An 11,909-nucleotide genomic window follows, 5' to 3' on the forward strand; every position below is an offset into this window, starting at 1 on the left:
GGAGGATCACTCTATCGGGAAGCTGACATTGCATAGCGTGTCGGTTGGCGAATAGTTGATATCTGGCGCATGATCGTCCGAGGCGGTCTAATAGGTGGGACCGTATCCGAACCGCACAGTCTGGGACGTGAGGAATCAGCATGGCAGCCACCGGCACAGCCACCAGCACTGAGAAGGGTCGCCGGATCGTCGGGGCCGAGCGGCAGACGCTCGCCAAGGACCTGGTAAAGCGGTACACCTCGGGTGAGAGCATCCGTGCGCTCGCGGCCTCGACCGGCCGTTCCTACGGGTTCATCCACCGGGTGCTCACCGAGTCCGGGGTGCAGCTGCGGCAGCGTGGCGGCGCCCGGCGCCGCAAGAAGGCGTGACCCGCCCCCCAGCGTCGTCCATCAGCGCTGTGCTCCGGGCGGTCCGGTGACCGCCGAGACGACCGGAGTACGACTCGACTGCGACGGGCCGGTCGCGACGGTGACGTTGTGCCGGCCCGACGTGCTCAACGCGCAGACCCCGGCCATGTGGCGCGCGATGAGCGACTTCTCCCGGGACCTGCCCGGCGACGTCCGCGTCGTCGTGGTGCGCGGTGAGGGGCGGGCCTTCTCCGCCGGCCTCGACCTGTCGGTCGCCGGCTCCTCCGGCCCGGGTTCCTTCGCCGAGCTGTCCACCCTGTCCGAGCAGGAGTGCGCCGACCGGATCGCCGAGTACCAGGGCGGTTTCACCTGGCTGCACCGGCCCGACGTGATCTCGATCGCCGCCGTGCAGGGCCACGCCATCGGCGCCGGCTTCCAGCTCGCCCTCGCCTGCGACCTGCGGGTGCTCACCGAGGACGCCCGACTCTCCATGGCCGAGGTGACCCTCGGCCTGGTCCCCGACCTGGCCGGCACGAAGCGCCTCGCCGAGCTGGTCGGCTATTCCCGCGCGCTGGAGATCTGCGCCACCGGCCGCCGGATGGACGCCGCCGAGGCGGACCGCATCGGCCTGGCCACGCTCGTGGTGCCGGCCGGTGAGCTCGACGGCGCGGTGCGCGACCTGACGGCGGGCCTGCTGGCCAACAACCGCGACGCGATCGTGGAGATCAAGGCGCTGCTCGCCGGCGCGGGCGGGCGCACCCACGCCGAGCAGCAGCGGGCCGAGCGCGAGGCGCAGACCCGGCGGATCCGCGACCTGGCCGGTCGAGGCGAATAGTAAGGACCATCCGGGAAGATCCGGGTTACTCGCGAGGTTGTCGTAGTCGTCGGGAGAATTGACCCCGACGGTCCACGGCTGCCGACGACCCGGAGGTGACGAGTGTCCAACCCGATGGCCGGTGGCGGCATGGGCGGCTGGAGCATGCTCCGGTCGATGCGCAACCGCGACGAGATCTCCACCCACCAGCTCAAGCGCGGCACCGCCCGGCGGATCGTCGCTTTCGCCCAGCCCTACCGGCGCGACATCATCGTCTTCCTGGTCACCGTGGTGATCGCCGCGGTGATCGGGGTGGCCACCCCGCTGCTCGCCGGTGACGTCATCGACGCGATCGCCGGCGGCGGCTCCGACGCGGGCGCCACCGTGGTCCGCCTCGCCCTGATCATCGCCGTGCTGGCCGTGGCCGACGCGCTCTTCTCGCTGGCCCAGCGGTGGTATTCGGCCCGGATCGGCGAGGGCATCATCCTCGACCTGCGCACCCGGGTCTACGACCACGTGCAGCGGATGCCGCTGCAGTTCTTCACCCGCACCCAGACCGGCGCGCTGGTCAGCCGGCTCAACAACGACGTGCTCGGCGCCCAGCGGGCGTTCACCTCGACGCTGTCCGGCGTGGTCAGCAACGTCATCCAGCTCGTGCTCACGGCCGGCGCGATGCTCATCCTGTCGTGGCAGATCACCGTGCTGGCGCTCGTGCTGCTGCCCATCTTCATCATCCCGGCGCGCCGGGTCGGCCGCCGGCTGGCCGAGATCACCCGCGAGTCGTACAACCTCGACGCCAAGATGAACGCGACGATGACCGAGCGGTTCAACGTCTCGGGCGCCCTGCTGGTCAAGCTCTTCGGCTCGCCCGAGGTGGAGGCGACGCGGTTCGCCGGCCGGGCCGAGCGGGTCCGCGACATCGGCATCCAGTCGGCCATGTACTCGCGCACCTTCTTCGTCGCCATGCTGCTGGTCGCCTCCCTCGCCCAGGCGCTCACCTACGGGCTCGGCGGCTGGCTGGCCGTCACCGGCGCGGTCAGCGCCGGCACCGTGGTCAAGCTGGCGCTGCTGCTCACCCGCCTCTACGGCCCGCTCACCGCGCTCTCCAACGTCCGGGTCGACGTGATGAGCGCGCTGGTCTCCTTCGACCGCGTCTTCGAGGTGCTCGACCTGCGCCCCGGCATCGAGGAGAAGCCCGACGCCCAGCCGGTGCCCCGCGGCAACGGCCGGGTCGAGTTCCGCGACGTGCGGTTCCGCTACCCGAGCGCCGCCGAGGTGTCGCTGGCCTCCCTGGAGGAGGTCGCCGCGCTCGACCGCACGGTCAACGAGCCCGTGCTCAAGGGCGTCTCGTTCGCCGTCGAGCCCGGCCAGATGGTGGCCCTGGTGGGCCCCTCCGGCGCCGGCAAGTCGACGCTCTCCATGCTGATCTCCCGGATCTACGACGTCAGCGACGGCCAGGTGCTGGTCGGCGGGGTCGACGTGCGGGAGGCCACCCTCGCCTCGCTCCGCGACGAGATCGGCGTGGTCACGCAGGACTCGCATCTGTTCCACGAGACGATCCGGGAGAACCTGCGCTACGCCAAGCCGGACGCCACCGACGACGAGATCTGGGCCGCGCTGGCCGGCGCGCAGGTCGCCGACCTGGTCCGCGCCCTGCCCGACGGGCTGGACACCACGGTCGGCGAGCGCGGCTACCGCTTCTCCGGCGGCGAGAAGCAGCGCATCGCCATCGCCCGGCTGCTGCTCAAGGCCCCGTCGATCGTGATCCTCGACGAGGCCACCGCGCACCTCGACTCGGAGAGCGAGGCGGCGGTGCAGCGGGCGCTGTCGGTGGCGCTGACCGGGCGCACCGCGCTGGTGATCGCGCACCGGCTGTCCACGGTCCGCGACGCCGACCAGATCCTCGTCCTCGACGAGGGGCGGATCGTCGAGCGCGGCCGGCACGACGAGCTGGTCGCCGTCGGCGGCCTCTACGCCGAGCTCTACCGCACCCAGTTCGCGGTCACCGACTCGCCGGCCCCCTACGCCGAGCCCGAGCAGCCGGAGAGGGTGGTCACCACCGTGCCGGTCGGCACCTACGTGGCGCAGGAGGCCCTGCCGCCGGCCGCCGCCAACTAGCCCGGCGCCGACCAACCGGCCCGGCGCCGGCCAACTGTCGCCGGACAATCCGCCCCGCGGGCTTGACCCTGACGCTGCGTCAACCCTCCATGCTGCCGTCATGAGCATTCCCCCAACGGAACATCAGGTCGAGCAGCCCGCGATACACGTGCGAGGCCTGGAGAAGTCGTTCAAGCAGCTCAAGGTGCTGCGCGGCGTGGACGTCGACGTGGCACGGGGCAGCATCTTCGCCCTGCTCGGCTCGAACGGAGCGGGCAAGACCACCGTGGTGAAGATCCTGTCCACGCTGCTCAGGGCCGACACCGGGACCGCCCGGGTCAACGGCTTCGACGTCGCGACACAGGCCGCCGACGTACGCGAGTCCATCAGTCTCACCGGGCAGTTCGCGGCGGTCGACCAGATCCTCAGCGGGCGGGAGAACCTTGTCCTGGTCGCCCGGCTGAGGCACCTCAAGAACCCGGGCGCGATCGCGGACGACCTGCTGCGGCGCTTCTCGCTGACCGAGGCGGGCACCCGGAGGGTGGCGACGTACTCCGGTGGCATGCGCCGCCGGCTGGACATCGCGATGAGCCTCATCGGGAACCCACCGGTCATCTTCCTCGACGAGCCGACGACCGGGCTGGACCCGGAGGCGCGCATCGAGGTGTGGCAGGCCGTCCGGGAACTCGCCCAGGGTGGCACGACCGTGCTGCTCACGACCCAGTACCTCGACGAGGCGGAGCAGCTCGCCGACCGGATCGCGATCCTCCACGAGGGCCGGATCATCGTGAACGGCACCCTCGACGAACTCAAGCGGCTGCTCCCACCCGCCGAAATCGAGTACGTCGAGAAGCAGCCGACCCTCGAAGACGTCTTCCTCACCCTCGTCGGCGCCGGAACGGACAAGGAACAGCGATGAACAAGCACTTCCTCGGCGACACCACCGTCCTCCTGGGACGCTCCCTGCGCCACATCGCCCGCAGCCCGGACACCATCATCACGACCGCGATCATGCCGATCGCCTTCCTGCTGCTGTTCGTCTACGTCTTCGGCGGCGCGATCGAGACCGGGACCGACTCGTACGTGAACTACCTGCTGCCCGGCATCCTGCTCATCACGATCGCCTCGGGCATCTCCTACACCGCCTACCGGCTCTTCCTGGACCTGCAGGGCGGCATCTTCGAACGGTTCCAGTCGATGCCGATCGCGCGATCCTCCGTGCTGTGGGCGCACGTCCTGACCTCGTTGGTCGCCAACCTGATCTCGCTCGTGGTCGTCGTCCTCGTCGCCCTCCTCATGGGCTTCCGCTCGGGGGCAGGGGTGCTGGCGTGGCTCGCGGTCGCCGGCATTCTGGTCCTGTTCACCCTGGCGCTGACCTGGATCGCCGTGATCCCCGGGCTCACCGCGAAGTCGGTGGACGGCGCGAGCGCCTTCTCCTACCCGCTCGTCTTCCTGCCGTTCGTCAGCTCGGCCTTCGTGCCCACCGGGTCGATGCCCGGCCCGGTGCGGGCGTTCGCCGAGCACCAGCCGGTGACCTCCATCGTCAACGCGATCCGGGACCTGTTCACCGGGCAGAGCGTCGGCACCGACATCTGGATCGCCCTCGCCTGGTGCGTCGGCATCCTCGTCGTGGCCTTCGTGTTCGCCGACCTCACCTACCGTCGCAGGATCTCCTGAGCCGGCGACGGGCGGGTGGAGGGCAGGATCAGAGCATGCTGACGATCGGTCAACTGGCGGCGTACGCCGGGGTCACGGTGCGGGCGGTGCGGCACTACCACCAGATCGGGCTGCTGCCCGAGCCCGAGCGGGACGCTTCGGGTTACCGGCGGTACGGCGCGACGGCGGTCGTGTCGCTCATCAAGATCCGCACCCTCGCGGACGCCGGCGTTCCGCTGTCGCAGATCAGCCGGATGCTCGACGCCGACGCGGCGGCCTTCGCCGAAGCGGTCCGGCGGATCGACAACCACCTGTGCGGTGAGATCGAACGGCTGGAGACCAGCCGCAAGCAGATCGCCCAGCTCACTGCCGGGGACAGTCTGGCGCTCCCACCGGAGGTGGTCGCCTACCTCGATCGGCTTCGGGACATCGGAGCGTCGAAGCGGATGGTGGAGGCCGAGCGGGACGGCTGGATCCTGGTCGCGGCCCGCTGGCCCGATCGGGTCCGCGAGTGGATCCCCGCGAAGCTCGCGGAGCTGGAGAACCCGCAACTCGTTCGGCTCTACCGGGTGCTGTCCGAGATCTTCGACAGCGACGCGGGCGGCGAACCGCTCCTGGCGGAAGCCGCCGACATCATGGCCGGCCTGGCCGAGCAGGCCGACAGCTCCGGTGACCTGATCGCCGGCGAGGAGGCGCACGACGATCTGCCGTTCGACCTGCTGGACGCACTTGCCGTCGAAACCGACCCGCGGGCGGAGCGACTGCGGGACCTGATGCGCGAACGTGGCTGGACCGGTTGGAACCGCATGGAGCGGCTGGAGCGGCCCGACTGACCTGCGGCTAGCCGGCGACCGCGGCGCGCAGCTCACCGAAGGCGGCACCGAGCGTCTCCGGGGTGAAGTGCGCGTTCAACCCGCTCGGGTTGGGCAGCACCCAGAGCCGGGCCGCCGCGAGCGGTTCCGGCTGCGGCCCGAAGGACGCCTTCGGCCGGGCGAACCCGATCCGGTACGCGGTGACCCCGACCACCGCCACCCAGCGCGGCCGGTAGCGCGCCACCTTGGTGGTCAGCTCCCGCGCCCCCTCGACCAGCTCCTCGGCGGTCAGCTCGTCCGCGCGGGCGCTGGCCCGGGCGACCATGTTGGTGATGCCCAGTCCGAGGCCGGGCAGCTCGTCCTGCTCGCTGGGGTGCAACTGGCGCGGGGTGAAACCGCCCCGGTGCAGCGCCGGCCAGAACCGGTTGCCCGGCCGGGCGAAGTGCCAGCCGGTGGCCGCCGACCACAGGCCCGGGTTGATCCCGACGAACAGGACGTCCAGCCCGGGCGCGATCAGGTCCGGCAGCAGCAGGTCGGCCGCCGCCGCGAGCTGCTCCTTCGTCGGCCGGGGATACCGGCGGGTGGCCGCCGCCCGGCCCGGCTCGGCCGCACCGGCCGGCGTCCGGTCCGGCTCGGCCGGTCCGGGCCGGGAAGCGCCGGGCGCGGCCGCCCCGGGTCGGGTGTCCCCGGGTCGGCGCCGTCGCCCGTTCACCGGCTCGCGGGTCACAGGCCGCGCAGCGCGCCGCCGTCGACCGGCACGGTCACCCCGGTGACGTAGCCGGCGGCGGGGGAGAGCAGGAAGGCGGCCACCCGGCCGAACTCGGCGGGGTCGCCGATGCGGCCCAGCGGGATCGACGCCTCCGCCTCGGTGCGGGCCCGCTCCGCGTCGCCGCTCGCGGCGAGGAGCTCCCGGTTGCGGTCGGTCATGATCCGCCCCGGCAGCAGGCTGACCACCCGTACGCCGCGGGGGCCGTGCTCGTCGGCCAGGTCCTTGGCCACCCCGGCCAGGCCGGGGCGCAGGCCGTTGGAGATGCCGAGCCCGGGCAGCGGGCCGCGGACCGAGGTGGACAGCACCAGCCCGATGGCACCCCCGTCGGTGAGCGCAGCGGCCACCGTGCGCGCGGTGCGGACGGTGCCCAGGAAGACCGTCTCGAAGGACTCCCGCCACTGCTCGTCGGTGACCTGGGCGGCGGTGCCCCGGGGCGGGCCACCCACCGAGATCAGCGCCCCGTCGAGCCGGCCGAACTGCTCCCGCGCCGCCGCGACGAGACGCTCCGGTGTGCCCGCGTCGGTGAGGTTGGCGGTCAGCCCGATCGCCCGCTCCGGACCGCCGAGCGCCTCGACGGCGGCGGCGACCCGCTCCGGGGCGCGGGACGAGATCACCACGCGGGCGCCGTCGGCGACGAGCTGTTCGGCGGTGGCGAAGCCGAGGCCGCCCGAGGCGCCGGTCAGCACGTACACCCGGTCGGCGAGTCCGAGATCCATGCCGCCGATCCTGCCGTACCCCGCGGGCGCCTGCCACCCGCTCTCAGCGTCGCGCGGGCCGGAGCAGGCGTACCCGGCCGGCGAGCTGGGCCGCGACGGCGCCGCCGGCCCGGGCGACGGCCGGCAGCCGCCGGGGCCGGGGGGCGGTGCGGCCGTCGTAGCGGCTCGCCGCCTCGCGGGCGGCCAGCTCCTCCGCGCCCAGCGGCGGCAGCGTGCCCCGGTCGCGCAGCTCCCGGGCCAGGTCCCAGCCGTCGCGCAGCGAGCCGGCCGTGGGGCGGCCGGCCGCCCAGCCGGCGAAGGTGGCCGGCCAGGCGTCGCCGAGACCGGCGGCGAGCAGCGGCCAGTGCCGGGCCACGTCGCCGGCCCGCTTGCGCAGCAGCGCCCGCCGGGCCGCCTCCACCGGCGCGGCGGCGAACCCGGGCGGCAGCGGCCCGCCGGCCACGAGCGCCGCGACCAGCTCCGCCTGCCGCCCGGCCAGGTCCCCGCCGGTCACGTGACCACCGGGTACGCCGACGCGGCGGCCAGGGCGTCCAGCTCGCCGCGCAGCTCGGCGGCGGGCGGGTAGTGGCCGTCGCGTTCCAGCAGCAGCGCCGGTGGCCGGCGCCGCCCGCACAGCTCACGGACCAGGTCGAGCACCTCGGCGGGGACCGGGTCGGTGTGCGTGTCGTGGTAGAAGCCGCCCTGCTCGGCGCCGCCGGCCACGTGCACGTAGGCGATCCGGTCCAGCGGCAGCCGGTCCAGCAGGGCGGCCGGGTCGCCGCCCCGGTTGCGGGCGTTGGCGTGCACGTTGGCGACGTCGAGGAGCAGCAGCGCCCCGGTGGCGTCGAGGATCTCGGTGAGGAAGTCGGCCTCGTCCAGCTCGTCGTCCGGCCAGTCGAAGAGCGCGGCGATCGGCTCCAGGGCCAGCGGCACCGGCAGCTCGGCCTGCGCCCGGCGTACGTTGGCCACCACCGCGGCCACCGCCTCCCGGCTGCGGGGCAGCGGCAGCAGGTGACCGGCCTCCAGACCGCCGGCTCGGACGAACGCGATGTGCTCGCTGACCAGCGGCGCGTCCAGCGCCGCGGCCACAGCGGCCAGGTGCGCGACCCGGGCCGGGTCGACCGGCTCCGCGCCGCCGAGGGAGAGCTTCACCCCGTGGGGTACGACGGTGACGCCCCGCCCGCGCAGCTCGGCCAGGCCGTCGGGGAGCGGCCCGGCCGGGGCGACCGTCTCCGCGACCACCTCGACGAACCGCAGCCCGGGCAGCCCCGCCACGAAGCCGGCGATCTCCGGCCGCCACCCGATGCCCACGCCGGACGGTCCGGCCGTCATCCGCCGCACCCGCCACCGCCGCCGCAGCCGCCACCGCCGCCCCCGCAGGAGCTGCCCCCGCCGCACGAGCTGCCGCCTCCGCAGGAACTGCCCGAGCTGCCGCTCGACCCCATGGCCTGGCGCTGGATCTCGGCCTGCTCGGAGAAGCCCGGGTCCATGCTCCAGAGGGTGGCGGTGCCGAACAGCGCGACGCCCATCGCCGCGGCGGACGGGCCGTAGGTGGCGTACGCCGGTGCGGCGGCGGGACGCAGCCAGGTGTGCTGGCGGCGCAGCTCGCGCAGCTCCCGGTCGGCCGCCCGGGTGCGCCACGGCACCCGGTTGAGCAGCGGGAACGCGATGAAGAGCGGCACGAGGGTGAGCAGCAGCCAGCCGGCGGGCCGGCCGTTGGAGATGCCGACGAAGGCCCGGACGAAACCGACCGCCACCAGGGCCCCGACGAGCAGCGAGCCGCGGCGCAGCGTCGCCCGCCGCTCCTTGTCCAGTGCCAGGCCCCGGCGCACGAGGCCGTCGCGCAGCTCGTCGAGGGCGCGCCGGACCCACTCGTCCTGGCTCAGCTCCCGGGTGCGCAGGCCGCGGTTGGCCGCGTGGTGGATCGCCTGGTCCAGTGGGGTGACTCCGGCCGGCAGCGGACGGCCGGTGGTGAGCCGCCGGTCGGGCCGTACGCCGACCGCGCCGGCATGGCGCAGCCCGCCGAGCGCCGTCCAGACGGCGAGCTGGTCGCCCCCGTTGAGGTACGCGACCTGCTGCGGCCCGAGCGGCCCACCGCCCTGCACGGGGGTGCCGGCCAGCGCGCGCCACCGGTACACCAGGGTGCCGACGACCAGGACGACGGCCGCCACGAGGTACCAGCGGAGGAAGACGGGGCCGGGGATGCCCCAGGTCTCGCCCGCGAGAATGTCGCCCGCGAGGACTGTCATGCTCTGCTCCTGTCGCGAGGGGTCGCGCTCATTGTGGAGCAGGTCCGCCAGCGGTGATCTCCGCGGCCGGTCGAGTTATCGGACCGATATCCGCGGGCCGGTCAGTGCCGGCGGACGGCCTCCTCGACCAGGTCGAGCACCCGGCTGAGGTCACCGGCGGGGCGGCCCATCGCCAGGTGCAGCACGAGACCGTCGTACGCCAGCTCCAGGAACTGGGCCAGCACGTCGATCGGCACGTCGTCGCGGAGCACCCCGGCCTCGCGCTGGCGGAGCAGGCGTTCCCGGGTGGCCTCGGCGATCGCCGCCGAGCGTTCCGCCCAGCGCCGGGCGAACGCGGGGTCGGTGCGCAGGCGCCGGGAGACCTCGAGCTGGCTGCCGAGCCAGCCGGTGGTGTCCGGGGAGACGGCCCGGGCCAGCAGGTCCCGCATCACCTGGACCAGGCCGTTGCGGGCGACGGTCTCCACCATGATCGCGGCGTCGTCCTCGGCCACGGCGAGGAAGAGCGAGTCCTTGTCCCGGAAGTGGTGGAAGATCGCGCCCCGGGAGAGCCCGGTGGCCTCCTCCAGCCGGCGGACGGTGGCACCCTCGTAGCCGTGCCGCGCGAAACACGCCCGCGCGGCGCCGAGGATCTCCTGCCGGCGCGCGTCGAGCTGGTCCTGGCTTACTCTGGGCACGTGTCGATCGTTCCAGGTGGAAGCGGTCGATGCAAACCGTACGTACGGCTTGAGATGCGGTTTCGCATGATCGGCTCGGCCGGCCGCGCCGGTTAGGATCCTCGCGTGACCCAGGCCGTGCCCCTCCCCACCCGCCCGCTGACCGTGGCCACCGTGCAGGCCGAGCCCGTCCCCGGTGACGTCGCCGGCAACGCGGCCCTGGCCGCCCGCCTCGTCGGCCGGGCCGCCGGCGCCCGGGTCGTGGTGCTGCCCGAGCTGTTCCTGCCCGCGTACCACCCGCCGACCCTGGGCGCCGACCCGACCGGCACCGACGTGGCCGCCGACCCGGAGGGCCGGGTGGACGACGCGCGGCTGGACCCGCTGCGCGCGGCCGCCCGTGCCGGCGGGACGAGCGTGGTGATCGGCGCGGCGGTCCGCCAACCCGACCGGCGGCGCACCATCTCCTCGCTCGTGGTCGACCCGGCCGGCACGGTCACCGCCGCGTACGACAAGCAGCAGCTCTGGAGCGGCGAGCGCGAGCTGTTCGACGCCGGCCGGCGAGGCGCCTCGCTGCTGGTCGACGGCTGGCTGTTCGGCCTCGGCATCTGCTACGACGGCTGCTTCCCCGAGCACGGCCGGGCCGCCGCCGTCGACGGCGCGCACGGCTACCTCTGCCCGAGCGGCTACCTGGCCGGTTCCGAGCACCGCCGCGACCTCTACTACGCCGCGCGCGCCCTGGACAACACGATGTACGTGGTCTTCGCCAACGCGGTGGGCGGCGCGGACCCGTGGCGGTTCAACGGCGGCGCCGCCGTCTACGAGCCGGAGGGCCGGCCGCTGGCCCGGGGCGCGGACACCGGCGAGGACGTGCTGGTGGCGACCCTGGACCCGGCCGCCCTCGGCGCCACCCGCGCGGCGCACACCATGCTCACCGACCGCCTGCCCGACCAGGGGCTCGCCCGAACGACGCTCGTCGGCTGACGGACGGCGTGGTGCCCTCGGGCCCTGTCGGTCGCGCGCCCCTGTCCCGTAAGGTTCCCGAGTGCCGTTGCTCCTGCTCGATCTGGACAACACCCTGCTCGACCGCGAGGGGCCGTTCCGCGCCTGGGGTGAGCGGTTCCTGGACAGCATCGGCGCGCCGCCCTCCGACATCGAGTGGTTGCGCTCCGTCGACGCCGACGGCCTGACCGACCGCTGGGACGTCGCGGACGCGATCCGCGACCGGTACGGGGTGCGCATCCCCTCCATCGACCTGGTCGAGGAGCTGCACGACGGCGTGGTGGCGTTCACCCGGCTGGACCCGCTGGTGGCCTGCGCGCTGCGGATCGCCGACGACGCCGGCTGGGTGCCTGTGGTGGTCACCAACGGCACGTCCCGCCAGGAGGACGCCAAGATCCGCAAGACCGGGCTGGACCGCTACATCGCCGACTGGGTGATCTCCGAGGAGGCCGGGGTCAGCAAGCCCAATCCGCGGATCTTCGCGCTGGCCGCCCAGCGGGCCCGGATGCCGCTGCGCGGCGCCTGGGTGATCGGCGACAGCCCGGAGGCGGACATCGGCGGCGCGACCGCGGTCGGCCTGCCGAGCGTCTGGCTGCACCGGGGGCGCCGCTGGTCGGACACCCGGTTCGCGCCCACCCGCACCGTCGACGGGCTGATCGCCGCGGTGGCCGCGGTCCTGGCCGGCTGAGCGGAAATTCGGTTGACCCGCCCGCGGCCGCCCGTGACCATGGTGCGGCGCGAGGGCGCAGCCGGGCGGGGCCCGGTCGAGGAGAGGAGGTCGGTCATGGCCGTCTTTGCAGGGTCCAACCACCTGCCTC

14 protein-coding genes are annotated in these 11,909 nt (G+C 73.8%); 8 read left to right on the forward strand and 6 right to left on the reverse strand.

Features of this window, described 5'->3' with window-relative positions; all coding sequences use genetic code 11:
• Positions 1-140 precede the first annotated feature (140 nt).
• The 6 genes from ABZ452_RS30350 (at position 141) to ABZ452_RS30375 (ending at position 5,747) form a co-directional block, all read left to right on the forward strand.
• The gene (locus tag ABZ452_RS30350; RefSeq protein ID WP_007462679.1) at positions 141-368 is read left to right on the forward strand and encodes a helix-turn-helix domain-containing protein; all 228 of its coding nucleotides are present in this window, start codon (positions 141-143) and stop codon (positions 366-368) included.
• A gap of 46 nt (positions 369-414) precedes the next feature.
• A complete protein-coding gene (locus ABZ452_RS30355; protein WP_357950198.1) occupies positions 415-1,182 on the forward strand; it encodes an enoyl-CoA hydratase/isomerase family protein in 768 nt (255 codons plus the stop codon).
• 114 nt (positions 1,183-1,296) lie between these two features.
• Positions 1,297-3,279 (forward strand): ABC transporter ATP-binding protein, encoded by a 1,983-nt coding sequence (locus tag ABZ452_RS30360; RefSeq protein ID WP_357950281.1) that lies wholly within the window; start codon positions 1,297-1,299, stop codon positions 3,277-3,279.
• A 100-nt stretch (positions 3,280-3,379) separates the two neighbouring features.
• A complete protein-coding gene (locus tag ABZ452_RS30365; protein ID WP_357950200.1) occupies positions 3,380-4,177 on the forward strand; it encodes an ATP-binding cassette domain-containing protein in 798 nt (265 codons plus the stop codon).
• Positions 4,174-4,935: an ABC transporter permease gene (locus ABZ452_RS30370; RefSeq protein ID WP_357950203.1), complete on the forward strand. Its 762-nt coding sequence runs from the start codon at positions 4,174-4,176 to the stop codon at positions 4,933-4,935. The genes ABZ452_RS30365 and ABZ452_RS30370 overlap by 4 nt, the downstream gene beginning before the upstream one ends.
• Positions 4,936-4,970: 35 nt before the next feature.
• The gene (locus tag ABZ452_RS30375) at positions 4,971-5,747 is read left to right on the forward strand and encodes a MerR family transcriptional regulator (protein ID WP_357950206.1); all 777 of its coding nucleotides are present in this window, start codon (positions 4,971-4,973) and stop codon (positions 5,745-5,747) included.
• Between the two features lie 7 nt (positions 5,748-5,754).
• Here ABZ452_RS30375 and mug read toward each other — a convergent pair whose 3' ends face one another.
• The 6 genes from mug to ABZ452_RS30405 form a co-directional block, all read right to left on the reverse strand.
• Complete coding sequence (mug, locus tag ABZ452_RS30380) at positions 5,755-6,258, reverse strand: G/U mismatch-specific DNA glycosylase (protein WP_357950284.1); 504 nt, start codon at positions 6,256-6,258, stop codon at positions 5,755-5,757.
• A 191-nt stretch (positions 6,259-6,449) separates the two neighbouring features.
• A complete protein-coding gene (locus tag ABZ452_RS30385) occupies positions 6,450-7,211 on the reverse strand; it encodes an SDR family oxidoreductase (RefSeq protein ID WP_357950209.1) in 762 nt (253 codons plus the stop codon).
• Between the two features lie 43 nt (positions 7,212-7,254).
• On the reverse strand, positions 7,255-7,704 hold the full coding sequence (locus ABZ452_RS30390; protein WP_357950211.1) for a hypothetical protein: 450 nt from the start codon (positions 7,702-7,704) through the stop codon (positions 7,255-7,257).
• On the reverse strand, positions 7,701-8,522 hold the full coding sequence (locus ABZ452_RS30395) for a DUF692 domain-containing protein (protein ID WP_357950214.1): 822 nt from the start codon (positions 8,520-8,522) through the stop codon (positions 7,701-7,703). The genes ABZ452_RS30390 and ABZ452_RS30395 overlap by 4 nt, the downstream gene beginning before the upstream one ends.
• Positions 8,519-9,439, reverse strand: coding sequence for a TIGR04222 domain-containing membrane protein (locus tag ABZ452_RS30400; RefSeq protein WP_357950217.1), 921 nt, complete (start codon positions 9,437-9,439; stop codon positions 8,519-8,521). The genes ABZ452_RS30395 and ABZ452_RS30400 overlap by 4 nt, the downstream gene beginning before the upstream one ends.
• Before the next feature lie 101 nt (positions 9,440-9,540).
• Complete coding sequence (locus ABZ452_RS30405) at positions 9,541-10,113, reverse strand: helix-turn-helix domain-containing protein (protein ID WP_357950219.1); 573 nt, start codon at positions 10,111-10,113, stop codon at positions 9,541-9,543.
• A gap of 105 nt (positions 10,114-10,218) precedes the next feature.
• Here ABZ452_RS30405 and ABZ452_RS30410 point away from each other — a divergent pair, with 105 nt between their 5' ends.
• Together ABZ452_RS30410 and ABZ452_RS30415 are read left to right on the forward strand one after the other, a co-directional pair.
• Positions 10,219-11,073 carry a carbon-nitrogen hydrolase family protein gene (locus ABZ452_RS30410; protein ID WP_357950222.1) on the forward strand — a complete coding sequence of 285 codons (855 nt, stop codon included), beginning with the start codon at positions 10,219-10,221 and terminating at the stop codon, positions 11,071-11,073.
• 61 nt (positions 11,074-11,134) lie between these two features.
• Positions 11,135-11,779 carry an HAD-IA family hydrolase gene (locus ABZ452_RS30415; protein WP_357950225.1) on the forward strand — a complete coding sequence of 215 codons (645 nt, stop codon included), beginning with the start codon at positions 11,135-11,137 and terminating at the stop codon, positions 11,777-11,779.
• Positions 11,780-11,909 lie beyond the last annotated feature (130 nt).

This window comes from Micromonospora sp. NPDC005707, assembly GCF_040631005.1.
Classification (GTDB): Bacteria; Actinomycetota; Actinomycetes; order Mycobacteriales; family Micromonosporaceae; genus Micromonospora.